This is a genomic window from Erythrobacter sanguineus, from assembly GCF_900143235.1.
Classification (GTDB): Bacteria; Pseudomonadota; Alphaproteobacteria; order Sphingomonadales; family Sphingomonadaceae; genus Erythrobacter; species Erythrobacter sanguineus.
On record NZ_FRDF01000002.1, the window covers coordinates 213,113 to 237,799 of the forward strand.

Below are 24,687 nucleotides of genomic sequence, written 5' to 3' on the forward strand. Positions count from 1 at the left end.
CCGCATCGCCTTGTGTCGCCCGACCTTCGCCGTCAACCGGCGGCAGGCACGCCGCTGCGTCGCACCAGCCCATCAGCCTCGCGCACCAGATCGCCCGCCAGTTCGAGTTCGAGCAGCGCCATGTGCACAGCCGCCGCGCTTGCGCCAGACTGGCGGATCAACTCGTCGATCGCGATCGGCGCGTTGGAAAGCAGCGCGGCAATCGCTTCGCTGCCCTCCCCATCCCAACCGGCCTCGGCCAGTTCGGCGTAGTCGAAATCAGTTGCCCCCTCGCCGACCCGAAAGCGGGATCGCGGCGCGCCGGTAAAGCTTTGCAGCAATTCGACCACCTCTTCCGGAGTCTGCACCAGCACCGCGCCTTCACGGATCAACTGGTTGCAGCCCAAGGCGCGGGCATCAAGCGGGGAACCGGGGATCGCCATCACCTCGCGCCCCGCCTCGCCTGCCAGCCTTGCGGTGATGAGGCTGCCCGATTGCGGCGCGGCCTCGACCACCAGTGTGCCTGAAGCGAGACCGGCGATGATGCGGTTGCGGCTGGGGAAATGGCGTCCGCGCGGTTCGGTGCCGGGGGGTTGTTCGGCGATCAGCAAGCCTTCGTTGGCGATGCGTTCCTGCAAGGCTGCGTGCTGCGGCGGATAGGTGATGTCGATGCCGCTGGCGATCACCCCGATGGTCTGTGGAAACGCGCCTTCATGCGCCGCGCCATCGATCCCCCTTGCCAGCCCCGAGACCACAGTAAAGCCCGCATCGGCCAGCCCACCCGCAAAATCGCGCGCCAGCTTGACCGCTGCGGCGCTGGCATTCCTCGCGCCGACCAGCGCAGCGCAAGGCTGGGATGCAAGCGCCAGCCTGCCCCGGCAGGTCAGGATCGGCGGCGCGCTGTCCAACTCGGCCAGCAGCGCGGGGTAATCGGGCTGATCGTGAAACAGGTAACGCGCCCCGGCCTTGCGCACCGCGGCGACCTCGCGCTCGATGCCATCCGCGCTCGCCGGACGATAAGGCCCCCGGCCACGGCTGGCGAGATCGGGCAGCGCATCCAGCGCAGCCGCTGCCGTGCCGAAGCGGGCGAGCAATTGACGATAGCTCACAGGGCCGATGTTCGGCGAACGCAGCAGGCGGATGCGCGCAAAGGCTTCGTGTTGCGAGAGCGCAGGCTGCGACCCCCTGCTCTCCATCAGAAGCGCCCCCGCATCACGTCTTGCTTGAGCCGATTTTCGGCTCCTCCCCGCGCATCAGCCGGCCGATATTGGCGCGGTGCTGCACCAGCACGATCGCGGCGATGGCGATGAGCGGCGTGATGACCTGCGGATAGCCCAGCCCCCATGCCACCAGCGGCGAAGCCACCACCGTCACCATTGATGACACGGAAGAAATGCGGCTGAGAAACAGCGCCGCTGCCCAGATTGCAGCGCAGGCCAGCATCACGGGCCATGCCAGCGCAGCGAGCGCGCCCGCCGCGCTGGCAAAGCCTTTGCCGCCCTTGAAAGCGAGCCATGGGGTGAAACAATGCCCCGCCACCGCCGCAACGCCTGCGATGCCTCCGGTAAGACCGTTAGCATGGGGCCACACCGCGCCTGCCACCAGCACTGGTACCACCGCCTTCAGTGCATCGAGCAGCACGGTCGCCGCCGCCAGCCCCTTGTTCCCGGTGCGCAGCACGTTGGTTGCGCCGATGCTGCCGCTGCCGATCTGGCGCACATCGCCAAGCCCCGCCGCGCGGGTAAGGATCAGGCCGAAAGGGATCGAGCCCAGCGCAAAGCCCAGCAGCGCGGCAAAAATCGGTTCCATGTGGCCCTAATAGCCGCGTCGCCCGATTCGTCTAAGCCTATGTGCCGTTCCGGCCAAAGCTGTGTGTGCCGATCCGGCCAAAACAGCATCGCGGTACTGTTCAGCCATACTTTCGCAGCCTTAGCCATGCCGCTAGGCTGATTGGCATGGATACGAATGACCCGACAGCGCGGCTGACCGAACGCGAAAAGGAGGTTCTGCGCGCCTGGCTGGCGCACAAGACCGCCAAGGAAATCGCCATGGATATCGGCGTCTCGCATCATGCCGTGGAAAAGCGGCTCAAGCTGGCCCGCGTCAAGCTTGATGCCGGATCGTCGCTGGAAGCCGCCAGGATATTGGCCCAAGCCGAGGGGTACCAACCAGCCGTAACCGGCTCGGCGGACCTATTCGCGGCACCATCGTCCCGCCAATCTCTGCAATATCGGCCCATCTTGATTGGAGGTATTGCCATGTCGTTTACCATGATTGTCGCCCTCGGCCTCATCGCCGCGCAACAGCCCGCTGGCGATCCGAACAGGCCCGCCCAAACCGGCACCATCACGCTTGACACAAATATGGGGCCGACTTTCGATCAGCTCGACGAAAACGGGAGCGGGTATCTTGAAAATCCTGAATCGCCCTTCGTGACACTCGCCTTGATCGAGCCAACCGATCATCCAGGGCCGGAAAGTGCGGAACTTACCGGGGGCGACGCCGATCCCGACCGGATCGCCGAATTCTATGATGCTGCCGACACGGACAGGGACGGTCGCGTTTCGTTTCGCGAATTCCACGTGTGGAACAGCGCCCACCTCGCGGACCTCGGCGTAGAGACAACTATCGTCCTGAAAGACGTGCCCGCGTCCGGGAGTTGACCGGGGCGCGGGCCTCGGCCATCGCCTCGATCCGATGGTCCAGCCCGAAGATCCAATCCTGCTGTTCGATTCCGGCGTCGGCGGGCTGACGGTGTATGACGCGCTGCGTTCAGTGCTGCCGCAAGCGCCGGTGATCTATGCCGCCGATCTGGCGGGCCTGCCCTATGGTACCAAGACCGAGGCGCAGATCGCCGCGCGGGTTTCCGGATTGCTAGGGCGGATGGCCGAACGGTTCCAGCCGCGGCTCGCCTGTATCGCCTGCAACACTGCCAGCACCATCGCCTTGGGCATGGTGCGCGATGTGCTGGAAATCCCGGTGGTCGGCACCGTGCCCGCGATCAAGCCGGCGGCGGGGATCACCAAAACAGGCACCATCGGCCTTGTCGGAACCGAAGCGACCATCCGGCAGGCCTATGTCGATGATCTGGAAGCGCAATTCGGCAATGGCACGCGCCTGCTGCGCATTGCCGCTCCGGGGCTGGTTGATGCCGCGGAAGCCAAGCTGCGCGGGCAGACGGTCGATCCTGCGCCAATCCGCAATGCACGCGCACAGCTTGCCGCAATGCCCGGCGGTGCGGCAATCGACACGCTGGTGCTCGCCTGCACCCACTTTCCCCTGCTGGCGGATGAACTCGCGGCCGAATTCGGGCCGGGCGTGATGCAGATCGACGGGGCCCAAGGCATCGCGCGGCGCATCGCCCATCTGCTCAAAGGGCAGGAGTTTGCATCCGCTGGCGCCAACCGCTTCATCGCCACAGGGCCGTTGTCTGACGCGGACGGTCTGGAAACAGCGCTCGCAACCCGCGGTTTCGGCCCTGCCGAGGCGTTCTGATCCCGCGCCTGTGCCTTGCGAAACGCTCGCAAATATCGCGGGTGGTAAAACCGATTACCCTGACCTAGAAACCTGCGAAACATTTCCCCGGTTTGTGGGTTATGGACGCTGATATCCAAACGCCGCAACGGCCCGGATGAATGGCTCCGCCCGCAGGACAAAGAGATTCGTGTGAATTACGATCAGATCTTCGATCAGGCGATCGACCGCCTGCATGAGGAAGGGCGCTACCGCGTCTTCATCGACATCCTGCGGAACAAGGGCGCCTATCCCAACGCGCGCTGTTTCCACGGGCATAACGGCCCCAAGCCGATCACCGTGTGGTGTTCCAACGATTATCTGTGCATGGGCCAGCACGACAAGGTGATCGGCGCGATGGAAGCCGCGCTGCACGATGTTGGCGCCGGTTCAGGCGGCACCCGCAATATCGGCGGCAATACCCACCTTCACGTGCAGCTCGAAAACGAACTGGCCGATCTCCACGGCAAGGAAACCGCGCTGCTGTTCACCTCGGGCTATGTCTCGAACGATGCGACGCTTTCGACGCTGGCCAGGCTGCTGCCCGGCTGTGCGATCTTTTCCGACGAGTTGAACCACGCCAGCATGATCGCGGGCATCCGCAATTCGGGCTGCGAAAAACGGGTGTTCCGCCACAATGATGTCGCGCACCTCGAAGAACTGCTCGCCGCCGAGGATGCGGACACGCCCAAGCTGATCGCGTTTGAAAGCGTCTATTCGATGGAGGGTGATGTCGCCCCGATCCACGCGATCTGTGATCTTGCCGAAAAATACAACGCGCTGACCTATATCGACGAGGTTCACGCGGTCGGCATGTACGGCGCACGCGGCGGTGGGATTTCGGAACGCGACAATGCCGCGCACCGGATCGACATCATCGAAGGCACGCTGGGCAAGGCCTTCGGCGTGATGGGCGGGTATATCGCTTCCAGCTCAAAGGTGGTCGATTGCATCCGGAGCTATGCGCCGGGATTCATCTTCACCACCTCATTGTCGCCGGTGCTGGTGGCGGGTGTGCTCGCCTCGGTGCGGCATCTCAAGAAGTCCTCGGCAGAACGCAATGCCCAGCAACGCGCCGCCGCGCAACTCAAGCTGAAATTCGCCGAGGCGGGCCTGCCGGTGATGGATTCTGTCACCCATATCGTGCCGCTGATGGTGGGCGATCCGGTCCGCGCCAAGAAGATCAGCGATATCCTGCTGGCCGAATACGGCGTCTACGTGCAGCCGATCAACTTCCCCACCGTGCCGCGCGGCACCGAACGGCTGCGCTTTACCCCCGGCCCAGGCCATACCACGGACATGATGGACGAGTTGACAGCCGCGCTCGTTGAAATCTGGGATCGGCTGGAGCTGGAGCTGGCACAGGCCGCCTGATCGTACCCGCTATGCCGTAGCGTCCTTTGTGACGGCTCATTGCTGCGCTAACGCCTCCTGCGAAACCAGAATCGGGAGAGCATCAATGGGCGGTACGCCTGACCAGACCTTCGCCGAAATCGTCCTCGGACGGCGCAGCATTCGCGGCTACCTCGACAAGCCGGTGCCTCGTACGCTGATCGAGGAGGTGCTGGCCATGGCCATGCGCTCGCCCACATCGATGAACACCCAGCCGTGGCATTTCCATGTGATCACCGGCGAACCGCTGGACCGCATCCGCAAGGGCAATACTGACAACATCCTCGCCGGCCTGCCCGACAGCCGCGAATTCCGCCGGGGCGAGGCCTTTGCAGGCGTGCACCGCGAACGGCAGGTCGAGGTCGCCAAGCAATTGTTCGGCGCGATGGGCATCGAACGCGATGACAAGGACGCGCGGCAGGACTGGGTGCTGCGCGGCTTTCGCCAGTTCGACGCACCGGTCTGCGTGATCGTGACCTATGACCGCGAGCTTTCCGGCAGCGACGATACGGCCTTCGATTGCGGCGCGGTGACGACAGCGCTGGTCAACGCCGCGTGGAGCCGGGGGCTCGGCTGCGTGATCAACTCGCAAGGCATCATGCAAAGCCCCGTGGTGCGCGAACACGCCGGGATTCCCGAGACCCAAGTGATCATGAAAGCGGTGGCGATGGGCTGGCCCGATCCGGATTTTCCGGCCAATGCGGTGGTGTCTCTGCGCAAGAGCGTCGACGAGGCTGCGCGGTTTGTGGGGTTTTGATTGAACCCTCACGCAGAGCGAAATATAAAATCATCGTGCGGCCAATGAGTTTTGACGAAACTGATGATATAAAATCAGATTTCAACGCCGCATCCGAATAATGTCCCTACACCAGTCTGGAAATTTCTTACTGCCATCACCCGAGAGCCTAACTACCAAAATTTTTATTTACACGTCCGGTGATCAGTTGGGCGCTTGTTTCTGACCACTCGAATTAACCAATCAGGGGACAAATTCTATGCGCCGTGTGTTCAGAATTTTGGTTATTGTCTCGGCATTCGCTTCGTATCCTGCAGTTGCACAAGACAACACAGATCATGAGCTTGATGACCTGTCAGACGATATCACCTTCATGGCAACCAAGTACGGAGCGCCGGGCGTTTCGGTGAGCGTCATTGCCGATGACAAGATCATTTACACATACACCATGGGCCATGCCGACCTGGAAACTGCCAGGCCGGTCGAGCATGAAACTCAGTTTGGTATCGGATCGGTCGTCAAGTCGTTCACGAGCGCGCTGATCGGGCAACTGGCGTCGGAAGGGCAGCTGGACCTCGATGCCAGTCCGGCAGAATATGTCCCCGGTCTGGAATTTGGTGACGCCGGTCTGAGCCGTGACCTGACGATCAGAAACCTTCTGAGCCAGACGTCGGGTCTTCCAAACATCGATGGGTCGACCACATTCTTTCCGCCCGAAACGCAGGCAGAACTTGCACCCAGGCTGGTGAACTTCCCCGCCTCCTGCAGGGTCGGGGATTGCTGGGCCTACAACAATCTGAATTTCATCATGCTGGACATGGTGGCGGAAAGTGTGACCGGCCAATCGAAAACCACGTTGATAACGGAGCGTCTCTTCGCGCCCATTGGAATGGCCGGTTCGCTGAGCGCAACGGAGCAATTCATGGCATCGCGGAATGCCGCAGTCGGTTATGTGTCACGATCCGGCAAAATGGAACGAACCGCGGTGGAACGCCTTTTTGGCGAGCACGTCTACGCAACGGCCCCTGACATGGCACGTTGGCTGGGCATGTGGATGAGCGACGGCCAAACTGCTGAAGCCAAGATCGTGCCCACCGATTACGCCAAGCAGGCACTTAGCATGCAGGCCATCGAGAACGGCTCGGTTCCCGATGCAGATGAGCCAAATATCTATCTGTTCGGTTACGGTTACGGGTGGCAAATCAAGTCGGTTGAAGGCAACTATGTTGTTCATCACGGCGGCAACGAAAACGGTTTCAGTACGCACGTCATGATGGTCCCTGCGAAAAATATCGGGATTGTGGTTTTGACCAATCAGCAGGACTCGGTTCTGCCTTATGTCGTGACCGACATGATCATGCGCAAAATGCTGGGTCTGACCGCTGGAGAACTCTCGCAATATCCCGTGATCGTGAGGGATGCAGGCCCGCTGGCAGAGCCAGGCGCAGAGCTTCAGCTCGACGAGTCAGACCCGCTTGCATTGAAACCAGCCTCCCTTTCAGGGACATATGAAGCCGCCGGGTATGGCCAGATCCATGTGCATTACGAGGACAAACGCCTTGTCCTGACGACACCGGGCGACGAATTTTCGCTGAAGCATCTGGGTGGCTCCCGTTTCGGCCTTACCGCTTCACAGCCGCCAACAGCCGGAATAGAAGTCGATTACTTCGAGGTGGATTTCGGCCCTGATTCCGGGACTCCTCAGTCGCTCACGTTCAACATTGCCGCAGCTCCGGTCGTGTTCAAAAGGGCGGGCTAGACTAGCCTTTTGATCGTCAGTCTTGTCCACGGTCCCGCAGTCAACGCCGCCGGGACGCAAGCAAAGGCGCGCAACCAGTTCGGTTTCGGCGCGATTCCAAGTCGATGGCACCAGAGATCCACTCTGATGCCAAAAGTGAAGGGCTTTGCGTTGAAAAGCTTATGGTTCGGTATGTCGGCAGGTTTCATCGGTGGCTTGTCGGTGATCGGCGGGAATGCCCTCGCCGCCGACCGGAAAGCACAGGACATGGTCGGCGAGATGGCGCAGGTTCGCGACTCCCTGATCGCGAAGCACCCCTCGCTTGCCGCGATCGACGATGCGGTTCGCGCCGATTGTTCGGCCAAGGGCGAAGCGGTGGCCCCCGACAGCGCGTTCTGTTCCTGTGCCTCGGCGGTGACCTTTGGCCTGTGGATGGCGGGGATGGACCCCAAAATGGTCGATCGCCTGAATGCGTTCCTACAAGCGCCGAGCGCGGACGCGGCGTCCGCGCTCACCGCCTATCAGGGTCCGGAATTATACGCGCCCCTGTGCCGCAAGGCGATCTAGCATTCAGAGAGCCGGACCGAACCACGGGCAAAGCAGACAGTGTGCCGCTTGCAACTCAGTTGCAATTGACAATCGTTCTTCGCTTGCGCAGTGAGGGCTGCGAGAGTGGCTCTCGAAGGGGATCAATCAGATGCAAGCGCAAATACTCGCGCCTGCCGCCGTGCTGGTGGTATGGACGCTGATCGTGCTGTTTTGGATCATTCCAGCGCGGTTCGGGGCGATTGCCAAGCTGGCGGACAAATCTGCGCTGGCCGCCAAGCAGGGCGCGCGCGGCGCTGATCTGGAAGGTGCGATCCCCGACAAGGCCAACTGGCCCGCGCATAACCACACCCACCTGCACGAACAGCCGACGCTGTTTTATGCAACGGTGCTGATCCTGGCGGTCATGGGGCCGGCCGCGCTCGATGTAACGCTCGCCTGGGTCTATGTGGGCTTACGGATCGTGCATTCGCTGTGGCAGAACCTCGTCAACGCCGTGCCGGTGCGGTTCGCACTGTTTCTCGCCAGCACCACTGCGCTGATCGTTCTGGCGGTGCGGGCCGTGATGGCGACGCTGCTGGCCAACCCTTCCGTACTCCCGGCTTGAGGATAATGACATGATCGGAATGGATATTCTGCAACCCGTCGTCGCGTTGCTGGTGTGGACAATGGTGATGTGGCTGTGGATGTATGCCACCCGCATCCCGGCAATGAACGCCGCCGGGATAGATGCCAAGAACCTCGTCGGCGGCGAGGGGTCGAGCCTGCGCGCTAAGCTGCCAGACACGGTCAGTTGGAAGGCCGACAATTACAACCACCTGCACGAAGCGCCAACGCTGTTTTACGCGGTGGCAATCGTGCTGGCGATCATCGGACAGGGCGACGGGTTCAACACCATTCTCGCCTGGGCCTATGTGGGTTTGCGCATCGCGCACAGCATCGTGCAAGCGACGATCAACCGGGTGATCATCCGGTTCGCGCTTTATGCCCTGTCATCGCTGGTACTGATGGCGCTGATCCTTCACGCCGGAATCGCGGTGTTCTAGGCCAGCGCATAAGGCGACGGATTATTCCGCCACCTGCACTTCAGGTTCGGCAGCCGCATGGGCGCGCGCGGCGAGGTAGCGTTCGCCATCAAGCGCCGCCATGCAGCCCATCCCCGCTGCCGTCACCGCCTGCCGGTAAACATGGTCGGTCACGTCTCCGGCGGCAAACACGCCAGGGATGGCCGTTTTGGGCGTGCCGGGTTCGGTAAGCAGATAGCCGCTGTCATCCATCGGCAGCTTGCCCTTGAACAATTCGGTCGCGGGCGCGTGGCCGATGGCGACGAAAGCCCCGTCGACTGCGATAGTGGAGTCCTCGCCTGTCACCGTGTCTTTCAGGGCGAGGTGGTCGAGCATGCCGTTGTCGCCCGCCTCGAAGCTTTCCACCGCCTTGTTCCACAGCACAGTGATCTTCGGATTGCTGAACAGGCGTTCCTGCAGGATCTTCTCCGCCCGCAAGCTGTCGCGTCGGTGGATCAGGGTGACGTTGTCGGAATGATTGGTGAGGTAGAGCGCCTCTTCCACCGCAGTATTCCCCCCGCCGATCACTGCCACCTTCTTGCCGCGATAGAAGAACCCATCGCAGGTCGCGCAGGCCGAAACGCCCTTGCCGCCGAGCTCCATTTCGCCCGGGGCGCCCAGCCATTTGGCCTGCGCGCCGGTGCAGATAACCAGCGTTTCGCCGATATATTCATCGCCGCTGTCGCCGATGGCGCGAAACGGGGGGCCGTTTTCCAGATCGACCGAAACGATGGTGTCCCAGATCATCCGCGTACCGACATGTTCGGCCTGCGCCTTCATCTCTTCCATCAGCCACGGGCCCTGCACCACATCGCGGAAACCGGGATAGTTTTCGACATCGGTGGTGATGGTCAGCTGCCCGCCGGGCTGCAAGCCCTGCACCACGATCGGTTCGAGCATCGCACGCGCGGCATAGATCGCGGCAGAATAACCCGCCGGGCCGGAGCCGATAATCAGCATCTTGGTGTGGTGCGTCGCCATGATCCGTCTCTTCAATCCGTCAAATATGGTGCCAGCGATATGGGACGCAGCAGCGCAATTGTCACGCCACCAGCTTGGCGCGCAGGCGTTCTTTCCTTGCCTCATCCACACCTAATCTTGTCGCAAGATAGGTGTCGATCGAGCCATGGTCACGCGTCAACTCGGCAAAGTAGGTTGCGATATATTCGGGCAGCACACCCATCAGGTTGCGCAGCGCCTCAGGATCGATCGCGCCATAATGGGCTTCCATCCGGGGAAGCGACTGGCGTTCGAGCACGTGGCGGGTGGGCGCATCATTGGTGCGCAGGAACTCTGCCACCACATCCTCGTGGTTCACGCCCAGCACGTGCAGCAACAGGCTCGCGGCGATCCCGGTGCGGTCCTTGCCAGCGAAGCAATGCACGAGGCTGCCGCCACCACGCGTGTCGAGTGCGGCGAAATAACGCGTGAACATCGCGATCATCGCCGGGTTCACCGGCATGCGGGTATAGACCGCCAGCATCCGTTCGCGCGCCTTTTGCGGGGTCATCACCAGCCGCCCGCCCCCGCCCTCGTGCGGCGGCGAATTGCTGGTCTCGCCTTCATGGGCAATCACTTCAGCAGCAAAGCGCGGATGGCGGCGGCAGGGAAAGCCCGCGCGCTCGCTGACGCCGCGCAGATCGATGATGGTACGGATATCGAGCCGGTCGAGCAGCGCGAGGTCGGCATCGGTCGCGTCCATGTGCTGGCCCGAACGGAACAGCACTCCGGTACGCACCCGCGCCCCGCCCGGCACTGCATAGCCGCCATAATCGCGCAGGTTGTGAATGCCTTCGGTCGGCAGGAAAGGACCGATGGCCTGCGCCTCGGCGGCGAGGGGGGCGGCAGGGGGAGCGGCGGGGCTGGTTTTGTGGCGAATCATCGCTGACGACAGTGGCAGTGGCAGGTGACGGGGGCAAGGCAGGCACCACCGCCGCCGCCCTTAGGGGGAATTGCGTGGGATCGCGCCAAGCCGACCTTGAGCCTGATTTGGTTAATCATGAAACCGAACCCGCATTAACCGAAAGGCCCCTTCCCGATGGCCCGGATCCTGATCGCAGATGATGACGAACTGATCGCCGAACTGGCAAGCGAAGTGCTGATCGATGCCGGCCATGCCTGCGGTTGGGTGACGAGCGCCGAGACGGCTTGGCAATGCGTGCGCCGCAAGCGGCCCGATATCCTGTTGCTCGACCAGGGTCTTCCCGGCGAATCCGGGCTTACCCTGCTGCGGCGGCTGCGCCTTTCAGCCCAGCTTTATGACCTGCCGGTGATCATGTTCACCGCGCTGAGCGGCGATGAAGACGAAGCGCAGGCGATCTTTGCCGGCGCGCAGGATTTCATCCGCAAGCCGTTTGATCCCGCTGTGCTGGTGCGGCGGGTCGGGCGGATAATCAAGCTGCGCGGTGATCGTCCGCGTCACGTCGATATCAAGACCGCGCTGGCAATCGACACCCCCGCTGCCGCGCCGCGCATGGAGATGACGCGGCGCGTGCTTTAGGCTCGCCAGCTCACGCAGCGCGCGCCTGCGACTGCGCGGCAAGCAGCCCGCGCCCGATCACCTGCGCCTGTATCTCGGCTGCGCCCTCGAAGATGTTGAGAATCCGCGCATCGCACAACACCCGGCTGATCGGGTATTCGAGCGCATAACCATTGCCGCCGTGAATCTGCACCGCATTGTCCGCCGCCGCCCAGGCGGTGCGCGCGGCAAGCAGTTTCGCCATCCCCGCCTCGATATCACAGCGCGCCTGCCGGTCCTTGGCTCGGGCGGCATAATAGGTCAGCTCACGCGCCATCACGATATCAGCCGCCATCAGCGCGATCTTGTCGGCGACCCGCGGAAAGGCGGTGAGCAGCTGGCCAAACTGTTTACGGTTCTGCGCATAATCCAGCGCCAGATCCAGGGCATTCCACGCTACGCCGATGGCGCGTGCGGCGGTCTGGATCCGGGCACCCTCGAAGGTCCGCATTAGCTGTTTGAAGCCTTGTCCCTCGCGTCCGCCCAGCAGACCCTCCGGCGCGACCACGAAGCCGTCAAAACCGAGCGCATATTCCTTCATTCCGCGATAACCGAGCACTTCGATCTCGCTGCCGTCGATCCCGGCATCGGGAAATGGCTGCGCGTCCGTACCGCGCGTCTTTTCCGCAAGAAGCATCGACAGGCCAGCATAGCCCGGCTGCGCTGGATCAGTGCGCACCAGCATCGTCATCAGGTCCGCACGTGCGGCGTGAGTGATCCACGTCTTGGCCCCTGTTACTTCCCAGCGGCCATCGGGCTGAAGTTCCGCACGCGTCCGCACAGCTGCGAGGTCGGAGCCGGTATCAGGCTCGGTAAAAACAGCAGTCGGCAGGCACGAGCCGTCGGCAATGCGCGGCAACAGCGCTGCCTTTTGCTGGTCCGTCCCGTTTGCAGTGATCAGTTCACCTGCAATTTCCGACCGGGTGCCGAGCGAGCCTGCGCATATCCACCCGCGCGAAAGCTCCTCGGAAACCACGGCCATGGCGAGCTTGCCCAGCCCCAGCCCGCCGTGCGCCTCCGGGATGCACACGCCGAACACGCCAAGCTGCGCCATTTCCGCGATCACCTCGTCGGGAATCAGCGCGTCGGCTAGGTGCCACTGGTGAGCGTGAGGCGTGATCCGCTCCGAAGTGAAGGCCCGGAACTGTTCGCGCACCATATCCAGCGTCTCGTCACCCAGCGCCTCGTCCGGGCGCTGACCATCGGCGAGCAGCGCGGCAAAAGCGGCGCGGGTCTCGGCGGTGCTGCCGTGGTTGAGAAAGCGGGCTATTGCAGGCGTATCTGTCAGCGCGCGCGCCGCGCCCTCGCAGCCGAACGCGGCCGGACGCACCACCTCGCTCGCGCTCATGGGGAGGCCGAAGGCAAGCTGTGCCAGCGCCTCGCCAAAACCGATGCGCAGCGCCAGTTGCTCCGACGCACCGAACCGGCCACCGGCATCAGCCCGCGCCGCCCAGTCAGCGGTCGCCTCAAGCGCGGCCAGCGTCGCTGCCGCCCAGGCGAAACCATGCACCGCGTGCTGTTCCCGCTCAAGCAGCACGGCGTCGGGCGATCCGTCAGGCGCAACCCGTTCCGCCAGCGTCACCCGCAAAGCGTCACAATAAGCTCGCGCCGCCGCAATAGCTGTTCGCGCGTCGATGATCCATTCGCTCATGACGGCAGCGTTAGCATTGCCATGCAGCCGAGGCGAACCCGCAAAATTGCGCTGGATCACGGCCCATCAGGCTCGTTTGTTCAACAAAGGTTCAGACCCCGCCAATGTTGCGCATTGGCTACACTTATGCGGCAAAAGCCTACAATGCTTTGCAGAGGCACGCCACTTGGGTTGTGAATAAGCAGCATCTGCGGCAGGTTAAGGCTGCAAGCTGGTAATAAACACAGCCAGAGATGTTACCGGGCGCGGGATGATACGGGAAAAATCCCGGCTTCCGCCTCGGTCAGGAGGGACTGAATTCAGGCAAGAGTGCCGCTTGCGGGTGACCGTCGTTTGCACATTGTCTGAAATGAGCAACACGCTCCGACGCAGCCTTGCAGCAGCGTTGGAGCGTCAGTGATTGAACTTCCTACGCGAGGAAAAATGATGCGCTATTCCACACATACAAGACAGACTTGTTCGCTTTCGGCGCTTGCCGCGGCGATGCTCGTTTCCACCCTCGCGCCCTCGGCAGCGCAGGCGCAGGACAGCATTGCTGATGAGGCCGACAGCACGCAACCCGACGAAGCCCAGATCGTCGTCACCGGTTCGCGCATCGCGGTCGACGCTGCGACTGCTTCGGCAGGCCCGGTTCAGGTCATCACTGCTGAACAATTCAAGCAGGCTGGCGAGATCGACATCACACAGACGCTGCGCGAAATTCCTGCATTGCAAGGGTCGGACCCGGCTAACCTCGACAGCGCGCAGGGATTTGCCCTGTCGGGCGCCAGCACGCTTGACCTGCGTTCGCTGGGGACGAACAGAACGCTTGTTCTTCAGGATGGCCGGCGTCACGTGCCCGGTATTGGGGGTACTGCGACCGTCGACGTTGGATCGATCCCGCAGTCGCTGATCAAGGAAGTGCAGGTCCTGACCGGTGGTGCCTCGGGCGTTTACGGTGCCGACGCCGTCTCGGGCGTTGTCAACTACATTACCCGCACGGGCCGCGATTTTGACGGCCTTGAGTATCGCCTCCAGACCGGCATCAGCGATAAAGGCGATTCGGAGGAAATTTTCGGCTCGGTTGCGGGGGGTGGAACCTTCGAGGATGGCCGGGGCAGCGCCGTCTTTGCCGTCGAATATTCGCATAACACCTCGATCCTCGCCGGCGACCGCGACTTCGCCGCAGGACCGGGTTACTCCATTTTCGGTCAGAGCAACGACTTCCTGAACGAGCAGCTCGGCCTCGCCCCGGGGACGGAAAACGCGTTCATCCCCGACCGAAGGCTTCCGGTTTCCAGCTCGCAGGGCATCATCGCGGTTGGCGGCTTTCCGTTCGATCGCCTGGCCTTTGGCCCGCGGGTTGCGACGAACTTCCTCCCGGGAACCAGCACGGTCCCGACCTTAGGCGGGACCACCATCCCGATCCTGCAAATCATCGACCCGCAGACGGGGCAGCTGCGGGCCTACAACCCCGGCATTTCAACCGGCGCCTTCAATGCCAGCGGCGGTGACGGTATTTTCTCGGGCAACGCCCCAGGCCTGACGCTTATCCCGGAATCGACCCGCGTGGTTGCCTCCGCAGGGTTGGATTACGAGCTGACCAATACCATCACAGTGTTTGCCGATGCGAAGTTTGCCTATGTCGAAACCAGTGACATCTCGGGCGTTCCCTTTGCTGATGACCTTTTCCTGTCCGGCGACAACCCATTCCTCCCGACAGCGCTTCAGGCGCAGCTTGCCGAGGCTGGGGCATCCTTCGTCGGTGTGGCGCTTGATAACGTCGCCTCGGACACGGGCCGCGGCACCGATATCGAGCGTTCAACCTTCCGTGCATCGGGTGGTCTTCGCTGGGAAGCGCCAAACAGCAATGTCAACTTCGAGGCAACCTACACATGGGGCCGCACCCAGGTAAACGACACAGGTCGTCGTCAACGCCTGAACGATCGCTACTTTACCGCGTTCGACGCTGTCGCACTTTCTCAGGACAATATTGACGGCACCGATCCGGTGTTCAATTTCGAAAACGGTTCGGGAACGCTCAAGGCCGTTCGCAATGGTGCGGATGTGGAAATCACCGCGGGCAACGCTCAGGTCGGCGATATTGTCTGCCGCGCTGAAGTGACCGGCCTGCCTTCGCCTTCCAACGCTCCGTTTCTGGTGGGTGGCCCGCCGATCTTTGCCGATGGCACCGTCATCAATGGCACGGATGTCAGCGGCCAGACCCGTCCGGTCACCTTCCAGATCGGGGACGGCAGCTGTGCGCCGCTCAACCTGCTGGGCCAATTCCAGGGCGCCGCGCTCGATTTCGCCTTTGTTGACATCAACCAGAGCACAACGATCGAGCAACAGCAGTTCCTCGCAGTTCTGGCCGGCGATACCAGCCACCTGTTCGAACTGCCGGGTGGGCCGATCGGCTTTGCGGCAGGCTTCGAATGGCGCCGTGACGAATCGCAGTTCCTGCGGGACAGCTTCGAATCGATCGAAGGTCGCGTGATCGAGAACGTCGCTGCGCCGCTGTTCAATTCGCCGCTCAATGGCGAAGGGATCAGCGTTTACGAACTCTTTGGCGAAATTCGTGTTCCGATCCTCAGCGACATGCCGTTTGTCGAAAATCTCGAGTTCACGGCTGCCGGCCGTTACTCGGATTACAACACGATCGGTTCGACCGAGACCTACTCGTTTGGTGGACAGTACAGCCCGGTTGACTGGCTGACCTTCCGCGGCACCTATTCGCGAGCCATCCGCGCACCCAATATCGGTGAGCTGTTCGCGCCGCAATCCATCGCCACCATCGGCGTTGACGCCGACCCGTGTGACGATGGCAACATCAACAACGGCACCAGCAACCGTCCGACCAACTGTCTGCAGTTTGTGGATCCTGGCTTTGACTCTGCCCAGTTCCTGACGGCGTTCTCGACCGGCACGACGGGCGGCAACCCGCTGCTGAATCCGGAGACCTCCGACAGCTTCACCCTCGGCGGGATCTTCCAGCCGCGCGGTATCCTCGGCGGGGCGCTGGATAACTTCGTTTTCATTGTCGATTACTACGACATTGAAATCGAGCAGGCGGTCGGGAGCCTGACCGGCGCGGCGATTGCCCAAGCTTGCGTCGACCTGCCCTCGACCGACAACCAGTTCTGCGATGCGATCGAGCGCGATCCCAACCGTGGCGGCGCGATTGTGGGCTTCACCTCGGGTAACATCAACCTGCAGGTGCTGCGTGCGCGCGGCATCGACTTTGAAACGCGCTACAGCTTCGATGCGCCGTTCGGGAATGGTGACTGGGGCACCTTTACCCTGAGAGCCGCCGGCACGCACTTCCTTGAGCGTTTCACCGAAGGCGATCCGGTCATCCAGCAGACGATTGCTGACGAGCCCGATCCGGTTCAGCAGCAACTGCTGATCGCCGACCAGGCTCTCAACAGCGATCTGCTTGGTGTGGTTGGCGTCCCTGACTGGATCGTGAACTTCAGCATCAACTGGGATTTCGACCGCTGGAACATCGGCTGGCGGACGCGGTATGAAAATTCCACGCTGCAGGTCTCGAACAGCGATGCGAATGACGTCGAGATCGTCAATGATCAAGTTGTGGTATCGCCAAACGTGGGGATCCTCGATCAACGACAGCTCTTCACCGGCGACGGGTTCGAGCATGACATCAGCCTCAGCTATCGGGCAACGGACAAGGTCCAGATCTTTGGCGGCATCAACAACCTGACCGACACCGAGCCGTTCCTCGGCAGGCTGGCGCGTCCGGTCGGTCCGCGCGGAAGGTTCTTCTTCCTTGGTCTTTCCGGTTCCTTCTAAAGAGGATCCAGTTCGACTCTGTAAACAGCGGCGGAGCGGCCTTGGTCGCTCCGCCGTTTGTCGTTTCTGGAGCGGCCCAGTTCAGCGCCATTGGTCAGGACAGGCACGCATTCACGACATCCTGCAGGCTGTCGAAGTGACAGGCTGCCGGCCGCAACATCACGCAATCGTCCGGCAGAAGCGCGACCAGTATCAGAACGCCTTGCCCAACCAGAGCAAGGCTCTGGCAGCATCAATACAGCCAATGGATCGCTATGCAGGCTGTGATGCCGACCGCAATGTTCATCGGCAGACCGATTTTCACGAAATCCATGAAGCGGTAATTGGCAGCGCCATAGACCAGCGTGTTGGTCTGGTAGCCAATTGGTGTCGCAAAGCTGGCGCTGGCTCCGAACATGACAGCGATCACCAGCGGTCGGGGATCAATTCCCGTAATCGGGGCCAGACCAATGGCGATCGGCGTCATGATCACCGCAACGGCGTTGTTGGTAACGGTTTCCGTCAAAAGACTGGTCACGGCGTAGATGGCGATCAGCAGCAGCAGCGGTGTCATGCTGGTCAGCAAGGGTTCGAGGCTGGAGACGATCAGATCGACCGTTCCGGCGTTCTCCAGCCCCTTGCCAAAGGCGAGCATGCCGAAGATCAGAACCAGCGTGTTCCCGTCTATCGCCCCCCATGCTTCCTCAGGCTCAAGGCAGCGGAACAGCATCACGATCCCTACCCCGGCAAGCGCGAGCGCTTCGATCGGCCAGCCGAAGACTGCGGCAAGCAGCACGACACCGGCCAGCGTGGCAATCGCTATGGGAGCCTGCGCGCGCCGGAACGCGCGGGCCTTGGCCTCCCCGACATCGGTCAGGCCGACATTCGCCTGCAGTGCCTGGGCCGCATCGCTGCCCGCTGCGATCAGCAGGCGGTCGCCAGCCCGCACACGAGCGCTGGCAAGATCAGGCCCGGCAACATGGCGTGGCCGAACCAGTCCGAGCACGCGCACCTTCAGCCGGGACAATAAAGGTATCTCTGCCAGCCTGCGCCCGATCATCGGGTGGGACGGAGAAATCACCGCCTGCACGAGGCGAAGGTCGTCGGGCCGTTCGGGCCCGGCAGTCGCCACACCCCCGCCGACACCCATCAGGCCGGTTCTGAAGTCATACGCCTCCGCAAGCGAGGCAAGCTCCGCCGGGCTGGCGGTCACGATCAGTTGATCGCCCGCAGCCAGCTGCCAATTGTCGAAACCGCGCCGCTCCATCGTCTTGCCGCGCTGAACACCGACGAGGCGCAGCCCGGGCCGACGGAAAAGGCCGATATCCGCGATCCTCCGGCCCACCAGCGGGCTTTCAGGCACCAACACAAGGTGGGACAGGAAGGCATCGCTTTCGCCCTGTTCATCCATGGCGTGGGCTGCGCGATCGGGTAGCAGATACTTTCCGGTCAGGGTCAGCACCGCCAACCCGGCGGTCGCAGCGCACAGACCGATGATCGTGATTTCGAAAATCCCGAATGCGGCCAAACCCTGCTCTTGTGCGACGCCATCGACCAGCAAGTTGGTCGAGGTGCCGATCAGTGTCAGCGTTCCGCCGAGGATCGAAACATAGGACAAGGGGATCAATAGCCGGGTGGCATTGACCCCCAGCACGCGGGCAAGGCGCTGCGCGATCGGGATCATCACGATGACCACTGGTGTATTGTTCATGAATGCGGAGGCCGCAATGGTTCCCGCACCGATCTCTGCCACCGCCAACCGGGGTTTGCGCAAGGTACGCCGGATAATCCACCCCGACACTTCCTCAAGCGCGCCGGTGCGCAACAGCGCGCCTGAAAGCACGAACATGGCAGCGATCGTGATCGGCGCGGAATTGCTGAACACACCAAGCAATTCGCGCGGCGGCAGGAACCCGAAGGCCATCATCAGCACGCCGCCCGTGATTGCTATGACCACTGGCGGTCTCCGCTCGGTCACAAAGGCCGCAAATAGCCCCACCAGCAGCGCAAGGCCGATATAGGGCGCGAACGGACTGACATGTTCTTCAAGGAAAGACAGCATCGCCGGTTCCTACATCAGCCATGCAGCGCGTGCCAGCGACCACAAAACTGGCGCAACCGTGACCCGCACATAGCTGGCGACGGGCATCAATCCTGTTGCCGACCCACCGTTTCTGATCAACAGTCACGCAGCGCAGATGCCGCAGCAACCGGCCTTGATCCCATCATCAGCCAAACCCTTGTCGGGCAGCTTCCGCGCGAGATCCATGATCGGCCAGCCAGGTTACTCCGGCTGCGTCAGGCCAAGCTGTTCCTCGATGAATTCGGCCTGCTTGCGGTAATAGAACAGCTGGTTCGACAGCTTGCGCCAGCCGTGGCCTTCATCGGGAATACGGATGAAGGGCGCAGCCACGCCATTGGCGCGCAGCGTCTTCACCATCGTTTCGGTCTCGGCAATGTCGATCCGCGGATCCATCACCCCATGCGAATAGAGCACCGGCACGGTGATCCGGTCGGCCTTGCGGATCGGCGAATTGACCTTGTAGAATTCACGCCACTTATCCTCGGCAATATCGCCATATTCGATCTTGTCCGCCGCCTTGAGCGAAGGCGAGGCAATTTCCAGCGCGGTGACCCAGTCCGCCACCCCGAACAGCGAAATCCCGGCAGCGAATTCGCCCGGATATTCGGCCAGCACGGCATTGACCGCATAGCCGCCATAGGAGCCACCCATCACCGCCGCGCGGCTCCCATCGATCAGCCCATCCGCAGCGAGCGCGCGCTTGAGATCGACCAGATCGCGCACCGAATCGAGCCGTCTCTCGCGATCATCCAGCGTCGAATAGGTACGCCCGAGCCCGGTGCTGCCGCGCACATTGGGCTGGAACACGGCAACCCCGCGCGCAACGTGATATTGCGTTACGGCAGAAAAGGAGGCCACGCTTTGACCCGAAGGCCCGCCGTGGACATTGAACAGCACCGGCGGCGCATCGGCGCCCGTCCCGGCCCCTGCGGGCAGATAAAGCAGCCCTTGCAACTCCACCCCGTCGCGGGCCTTGTATCGCACCACCTCGGGCCGCACGAGCCGCGCAGGGTCAAGCCCGGCAAGGTTGGCGGCAAACACCTTTTGCGCGGTTCCAGCCACCGGGTTGGTCATCCATATCTCGCCCGGGGTCTGCCAGCCATTGACCCGCACCATCAACTGCCCATCGGCTTCGCAATCGAGCTGGTATCTGCCTTCAGGAAGCTGCGGCATGGCGATCGCGCGCTTATCGGCGGTGTGCCAGCCACGCAACGTGTCGAACCCGTCATCGTTCTGGGTCCAGTAGAGAAAATCGCCGCCCGTCCCGCAAAGTTCGAGGTTCTCGACGTCGCTTTTGGCATCGAACACGGGCGCGAAGCTTGCCTTGGCGAGGCTGTAGAACGCCAGCGTGCCGAATTCGCGGTCGCGGTTGGTGGAGAAGTAGAAGCCCGAGGAATCCGGCGCCCATTCGAACCCGCCCAGCGTATGGGCTGCGCGGTCCTCCACCGGAGGCCTCGAAATCGTGGTCATTGCCCTGGTCGCGAGATCGAGCAGATACAGATTGTCGGCATCCTCGCCCACGGTCTCGGTGACGATGGCAAATTTGCCGTCGGGCGATATCGATCGAGCAGCAAGGCCAAGTTCGGACTGGACGATCAATTCACTCTGCCCGTCCAGCGTGCCGCGATAGATGTCGAACACCCCCGCCCCGCGCGCGGTCGAGGCATAGACGAAGCTGCCGTCGGCGGCGAAATCGCCGAAAATGCGGAAATCGCCGCGCGCAGCGGCAAGTACCTCGGTCTCGCTCTTTCCGTCGGCGGTGATCGCGAAATAGCCGGGCTGTTCATTGCCGTCACGGTCGGCGGAATAGAACAGACGGGTGCCGTCCGGGGTCCAGACCGGAGCGAACACGCCGGTTTTGAAAGTCACCTGCTGCGGCTGGCCGCCGCTTGCAGGCATCACCCACAATTCGGATTCGCCCGTCACATCCCAGGCAAAGGCAATGGTCTTGCCATCGGGCGAAAGATTCGCCGCCCCCGCCCCCGACGCCAGCAGGTAGCGGGCGATATCGGCAGGATATTCACCTGCCCGGCCTATGGTGATGGCGCCGCCATCCGGTTCGATCGCCGCTATCGAGAGATCGGCGCCCTTGGCTCCCCCGAATGTCTCTTCGGCATCCTGGGCAATCGAGGCCTGTGGCAGGGCGAAAATGGCAGCGGCGCTGGCAAGAAAGACGGAGCGGATCACGGGCACCTCGTGGACTGAGACATAATCGGGCGCAGCCTAGCGTCCCCCGGCACGAACGCAATGCGCCGAATACCCGAAAAATGGGCAGCGCCGGCGGATGCGCGCAGGGTCGTTCACTTTTCACAAGCCGGGAACGAAGATTTCAGCTAGGGGGCGTGCGAACCGGCGGGGTGCAAGCCATCTTTGCCTCTCATCGCCATTCCCCCCGAAATCCCCGGATGTTCGCACCGATTTCAGCGAACACCTTGATACGAGCCCCTTTCATGACCTTTCCTGCCCTCCCCGCAACCCTCGAAGCCGCGCTTGCCGAGCGCGATTACAGCACTGCCACCCCGGTACAGGCCGAAGTGCTTCGTCCAGAAGCAGCGGGACGCGATCTCGTCGTCTCGGCCCAGACCGGTTCGGGCAAGACCGTCGCCTTCGGCCTCGCAATGGCGAGCGAACTGCTCGACGGGGATGGCCGGATCGGGTTTGCCACGGCACCGCGCGCGCTGGTAATCACCCCGACGCGCGAACTGGCGTTGCAGGTCAGCCGCGAGCTTGCATGGCTTTATGACAGGACCGGCGCGCGGGTTGCCACCTGCGTTGGCGGGATGAACCCCTCGGCCGAACGCAAGGCGCTCTCTTCCGGCCCGGCCATCGTGGTTGGCACACCCGGCCGGCTGCGTGACCATTTCGAACGCGGGGCGCTGATGCTGTCCCAGCTCGCAGTAGCGGTGCTGGATGAAGCCGACGAGATGCTCGACATGGGTTTCCGCGAGGAGCTGGAAGCGATCCTTGATGCGACGCCGGATGGGCGCCGCACGCTGTTGTTCTCGGCCACCATGCCGCGTCCGATCGAGGCGCTCGCGCGCCGTTACCAGAATGATGCCTTGCGGATCGCCACGATCAGCGAAGGCCGCGGTCACGGCGATATTGCCTACCAGGCCGTCACCGTTTCCCCGCCCGAGATCGAGAACGCGGTGGTCAACCTGCTGCGTTTTCACGAGGCTGAAACCGCGATCCTGTTTTGCGCCACCCGCGAAAAGGTGCGGCACCTGCACGCCACATTGCAGGAACGCGGCTTTGCCGTGGTGGCGCTGTCGGGCGAGCATTCGCAAGGCGAGCGTAATCAGGCCTTGCAGGCCCTGCGCGACGGAAGGGCGCGGGTATGCGTCGCCACCGATGTCGCCGCGCGCGGGATCGACCTGCCCACTCTCAGCCTTGTCGTCCATGTCGAAATCCCCCGCGATGCCGAAACGCTGCAGCACCGCTCAGGCCGGACAGGGCGTGCCGGGCGCAAAGGCGTTGCGGTGCTGATCGTGCCATTCTCGGGCCGCCGCCGGGTCGAGGCGATGCTGAACCGCGCCAAAATCGCGGCGGAATGGCAGGACGTGCCCGACCGCGAGGCCATCGGCAAACGCGACCGCGAACGCCTGCTCGGCAAACTGCTCGCCCCGGTGGAAGTCGAAGAAGCCGACCGTGATCTGGCACAGCGCCTGCTGGCCGAACGCAGCCCGGAAGAAATCGCCGCCATGCTGGTCAACGCCCACCGCGCGAGCCTGCCCGAGCCCGAGGACCTGATCGCCAATACCCCGCAGGCACGGGCCGATGCCCAGAAGGATCGCCACCGTCCCGGCTTCGAGGATACGGTGTGGTTCCGGATGGATGTCGGTCGCGCCAACAATGCCGACCCGCGCTGGCTGCTGCCGATCATCTGCCGTCGCGGGCACATTACCCGCAACGAAATCGGCGCGATCCGGATCGGTCAGGCGGAAACCTACTTCCAAATCCCGCGCACCATCGCCGAGAAATTCGCCGCAGCCGCCGCGCGGACGGGCGCATCCGATGGCGAAGAAGAAGCGCTGATGATCGAACGTTCGGAGGCTGGCCCGCGGGAAGCTGCCCGTAGCAACCGCCAACGCCACCCATCACGCAGCGCTTCAGATAACGCCTTCGTCAAGGCCAAGCCGACAGGCCGGAACTTCGGCAAGAAAAACCACGCCCACTCTGCTGCTGCCGGCCCGAGGCCCGGCAAGCCTGCGGCCAAGTACAAACACAAGCGCAAGCAACCCTAAGAACAGCGTTCGTGTCACAAGGCAGCAGTCAGGTCAGCGGATGCCCTTGCCCTGCCCCCCGTCCACGCCGAGCGCCGCCCCTGTCACCCAGCCCGCACGCGCCGAGACAAGCCAGACCGCCGCATCGGCAATTTCCTCGGGTCTTCCCAGACGGCCGAAGAGGATGCTGCCGCGCACCATTTCATAGACCGGCGGGTTTTGGGAGCGCATCACATCCCAGCCGCCACCCGGAAATTCGACCGAGCCGGGTAGCAGCGCATTGGCCTGATACCGTTCGCGGCCTCGTTTATGGCCAGCTTCTTGGCATAGGCGTTGAGCGCTGCCTTAGCCGAGGTGTAGCCGTAATCATCCATCGGAGCGCCCTCGGCCGCCAACCCCTTGGCGATCGCCCGACCTATGCTGCGGCTTGCCCCGGTAACCAGTGCGACCTTGCCTTCAAGTTCGAGATCCATGGCATTCCCCCAATTCGCGTGGAGGACGATTGTGGGGTGGCTTGCAGAAAAGTTCCAGCAATGCGCCCAAATGCCAGCGACCCGCATGATTGAAAGCCAGGCGGTTCGCGACAGAAGGTGGAAAGGTCGGGCGCTGGCGGCGCAGCGGCAGGCTCAAACCGGGCAGGCTGGCTGATAACCGGGGAACTATGCGCAATCCTCAACCCCTCAGGCCTGTTGGCCGGGCAGCATGATGGGCTATGAGGGATTTTCCCCGCAGCGGCGTATGGCAGGGCTAGAGCGGCGTATGGCAGGGCTAGAGGAGGCTGTTGATGGATATTGATGGACACCTGTTGATGCTCCGCATGGCCGCCGTGCCTGCCGGGCTGGAACGGCTCGACGGCGCGGCGCTTGCAGGCCGGGCGCGGCGCGAGCGGCGACAATCGCAGGCCGTAACAGGGTTCGCGGCAGCAGCGGCGTTGACGATCGGCATTATCGGCGGGCTTGCGCCCCTCGACAGGCCGGGCGCGAAGGTGCCCTTTGGTCCGCCGGTTGCCCTTACCCCTCTGATCGCGCTCGCCCGCGGATGAGCCTGCGCCGGGTTACCCTGATCGCCGTGATTGCATTTCTTGCGGCCGGAACCGGAGTTTTTGCCGCGCGAATGCTCCATCCCGCAGCCTCCGACGCCGGCGCAGAACTTCATGCCCTGATGCATGAGAGGCTCGACCTTGATGCGATGCAGGAACAAAAGCTTGAGACGCTCGAAGCCGAATTCGCCAAACGTCGAACCAACCTCGAAGCCCGGCTCAAGGCTGACAATGCGCGGCTGGCAGAGGCAATAGCAGCCGAGCATGTCTATGGCCCGCGTGTGTCGGCAGCGGTGGATGCAACCCACCATTCGATGGGTGCGGTACAAAAGGCCACACTTGAACATGTCTTTGCCATGCGGGCGATCCTGCGGCCCGATCAGCAGCCGCAATTCGATGCCGTGGTCGACAAGGCGCTGACCGCTTCGGCCCAGTGA

At 62.7% G+C, this 24,687-nt stretch carries 22 protein-coding genes; 13 read left to right on the top strand and 9 right to left on the bottom strand.

Going from position 1 to position 24,687, the window contains the following annotated elements:
• Positions 1 to 32 precede the first annotated feature (32 nt).
• Both dprA and plsY read right to left on the bottom strand, forming a co-directional pair.
• Positions 33 to 1,175 carry a DNA-processing protein DprA gene (dprA, locus tag BUA05_RS02310; RefSeq protein WP_072673043.1) on the bottom strand — a complete coding sequence of 381 codons (1,143 nt, stop codon included), beginning with the start codon at positions 1,173 to 1,175 and terminating at the stop codon, positions 33 to 35.
• A gap of 16 nt (positions 1,176 to 1,191) precedes the next feature.
• Positions 1,192 to 1,788: a glycerol-3-phosphate 1-O-acyltransferase PlsY gene (plsY, locus tag BUA05_RS02315; RefSeq protein ID WP_072673044.1), complete on the bottom strand. Its 597-nt coding sequence runs from the start codon at positions 1,786 to 1,788 to the stop codon at positions 1,192 to 1,194.
• A 146-nt stretch (positions 1,789 to 1,934) separates the two neighbouring features.
• On the opposite strand from plsY, the gene BUA05_RS02320 reads away from it, so the two are divergent.
• The 8 genes from BUA05_RS02320 to BUA05_RS02355 all read left to right on the top strand — a co-directional run bounded on the left by BUA05_RS02320 (position 1,935) and on the right by BUA05_RS02355 (position 8,950).
• Complete coding sequence (locus BUA05_RS02320) at positions 1,935 to 2,642, top strand: LuxR C-terminal-related transcriptional regulator (RefSeq protein WP_072673045.1); 708 nt, start codon at positions 1,935 to 1,937, stop codon at positions 2,640 to 2,642.
• 34 nt (positions 2,643 to 2,676) lie between these two features.
• Positions 2,677 to 3,474 (top strand): glutamate racemase, encoded by a 798-nt coding sequence (murI, locus tag BUA05_RS02325; RefSeq protein ID WP_072673046.1) that lies wholly within the window; start codon positions 2,677 to 2,679, stop codon positions 3,472 to 3,474.
• A 171-nt stretch (positions 3,475 to 3,645) separates the two neighbouring features.
• Positions 3,646 to 4,866: a 5-aminolevulinate synthase gene (gene hemA, locus BUA05_RS02330; RefSeq protein ID WP_072673047.1), complete on the top strand. Its 1,221-nt coding sequence runs from the start codon at positions 3,646 to 3,648 to the stop codon at positions 4,864 to 4,866.
• An 85-nt stretch (positions 4,867 to 4,951) separates the two neighbouring features.
• Positions 4,952 to 5,641, top strand: a complete 690-nt coding sequence (locus tag BUA05_RS02335; RefSeq protein WP_072673048.1) for a nitroreductase — start codon at positions 4,952 to 4,954, stop codon at positions 5,639 to 5,641.
• A 238-nt stretch (positions 5,642 to 5,879) separates the two neighbouring features.
• Positions 5,880 to 7,379, top strand: coding sequence for a serine hydrolase domain-containing protein (locus BUA05_RS02340; RefSeq protein WP_072673049.1), 1,500 nt, complete (start codon positions 5,880 to 5,882; stop codon positions 7,377 to 7,379).
• A 9-nt stretch (positions 7,380 to 7,388) separates the two neighbouring features.
• A complete protein-coding gene (locus BUA05_RS02345; protein WP_143150237.1) occupies positions 7,389 to 7,925 on the top strand; it encodes a hypothetical protein in 537 nt (178 codons plus the stop codon).
• A gap of 130 nt (positions 7,926 to 8,055) precedes the next feature.
• Positions 8,056 to 8,511, top strand: a complete 456-nt coding sequence (locus BUA05_RS02350; RefSeq protein ID WP_072673051.1) for an MAPEG family protein — start codon at positions 8,056 to 8,058, stop codon at positions 8,509 to 8,511.
• A 10-nt stretch (positions 8,512 to 8,521) separates the two neighbouring features.
• Positions 8,522 to 8,950: an MAPEG family protein gene (locus tag BUA05_RS02355; protein WP_072673052.1), complete on the top strand. Its 429-nt coding sequence runs from the start codon at positions 8,522 to 8,524 to the stop codon at positions 8,948 to 8,950.
• A gap of 21 nt (positions 8,951 to 8,971) precedes the next feature.
• Here BUA05_RS02355 and trxB read toward each other — a convergent pair whose 3' ends face one another.
• Complete coding sequence (gene trxB / locus BUA05_RS02360) at positions 8,972 to 9,949, bottom strand: thioredoxin-disulfide reductase (RefSeq protein ID WP_072673053.1); 978 nt, start codon at positions 9,947 to 9,949, stop codon at positions 8,972 to 8,974.
• A gap of 61 nt (positions 9,950 to 10,010) precedes the next feature.
• Positions 10,011 to 10,850 carry a tyrosine-protein phosphatase gene (locus BUA05_RS02365; protein ID WP_084662418.1) on the bottom strand — a complete coding sequence of 280 codons (840 nt, stop codon included), beginning with the start codon at positions 10,848 to 10,850 and terminating at the stop codon, positions 10,011 to 10,013.
• A gap of 156 nt (positions 10,851 to 11,006) precedes the next feature.
• Here BUA05_RS02365 and BUA05_RS02370 point away from each other — a divergent pair, with 156 nt between their 5' ends.
• The gene (locus BUA05_RS02370) at positions 11,007 to 11,468 is read left to right on the top strand and encodes a response regulator (protein ID WP_072673054.1); all 462 of its coding nucleotides are present in this window, start codon (positions 11,007 to 11,009) and stop codon (positions 11,466 to 11,468) included.
• 10 nt (positions 11,469 to 11,478) lie between these two features.
• Here BUA05_RS02370 and BUA05_RS02375 read toward each other — a convergent pair whose 3' ends face one another.
• Positions 11,479 to 13,137, bottom strand: a complete 1,659-nt coding sequence (locus BUA05_RS02375; protein WP_072673093.1) for an acyl-CoA dehydrogenase family protein — start codon at positions 13,135 to 13,137, stop codon at positions 11,479 to 11,481.
• Between the two features lie 423 nt (positions 13,138 to 13,560).
• Here BUA05_RS02375 and BUA05_RS02380 point away from each other — a divergent pair, with 423 nt between their 5' ends.
• Complete coding sequence (locus BUA05_RS02380) at positions 13,561 to 16,926, top strand: TonB-dependent receptor domain-containing protein (protein ID WP_084662419.1); 3,366 nt, start codon at positions 13,561 to 13,563, stop codon at positions 16,924 to 16,926.
• Positions 16,927 to 17,158: 232 nt separating this feature from the next.
• On the opposite strand, the gene BUA05_RS02385 is transcribed toward BUA05_RS02380, so the two are convergent.
• Both BUA05_RS02385 and BUA05_RS02390 read right to left on the bottom strand, forming a co-directional pair.
• Positions 17,159 to 18,967: an SLC13 family permease gene (locus BUA05_RS02385; protein WP_072673056.1), complete on the bottom strand. Its 1,809-nt coding sequence runs from the start codon at positions 18,965 to 18,967 to the stop codon at positions 17,159 to 17,161.
• A 222-nt stretch (positions 18,968 to 19,189) separates the two neighbouring features.
• On the bottom strand, positions 19,190 to 21,175 hold the full coding sequence (locus BUA05_RS02390) for a S9 family peptidase (protein WP_072673094.1): 1,986 nt from the start codon (positions 21,173 to 21,175) through the stop codon (positions 19,190 to 19,192).
• Positions 21,176 to 21,438: 263 nt separating this feature from the next.
• Here BUA05_RS02390 and BUA05_RS02395 point away from each other — a divergent pair, with 263 nt between their 5' ends.
• Complete coding sequence (locus tag BUA05_RS02395; RefSeq protein ID WP_072673057.1) at positions 21,439 to 23,232, top strand: DEAD/DEAH box helicase; 1,794 nt, start codon at positions 21,439 to 21,441, stop codon at positions 23,230 to 23,232.
• Between the two features lie 33 nt (positions 23,233 to 23,265).
• On the opposite strand, the gene BUA05_RS14665 is transcribed toward BUA05_RS02395, so the two are convergent.
• On the bottom strand, positions 23,266 to 23,487 hold the full coding sequence (locus BUA05_RS14665) for an SDR family oxidoreductase (protein WP_245790052.1): 222 nt from the start codon (positions 23,485 to 23,487) through the stop codon (positions 23,266 to 23,268).
• Positions 23,442 to 23,684: a hypothetical protein gene (locus BUA05_RS15085; protein WP_072673059.1), complete on the bottom strand. Its 243-nt coding sequence runs from the start codon at positions 23,682 to 23,684 to the stop codon at positions 23,442 to 23,444. The genes BUA05_RS14665 and BUA05_RS15085 overlap by 46 nt, the downstream gene beginning before the upstream one ends.
• Before the next feature lie 311 nt (positions 23,685 to 23,995).
• Between BUA05_RS15085 and BUA05_RS02410 the strand changes: the two genes are divergently transcribed.
• Positions 23,996 to 24,253, top strand: a complete 258-nt coding sequence (locus BUA05_RS02410) for a hypothetical protein (RefSeq protein ID WP_072673060.1) — start codon at positions 23,996 to 23,998, stop codon at positions 24,251 to 24,253.
• Positions 24,250 to 24,687: a Spy/CpxP family protein refolding chaperone gene (locus tag BUA05_RS02415; protein WP_072673061.1), complete on the top strand. Its 438-nt coding sequence runs from the start codon at positions 24,250 to 24,252 to the stop codon at positions 24,685 to 24,687. Before BUA05_RS02410 ends, BUA05_RS02415 begins: the two co-directional genes overlap by 4 nt.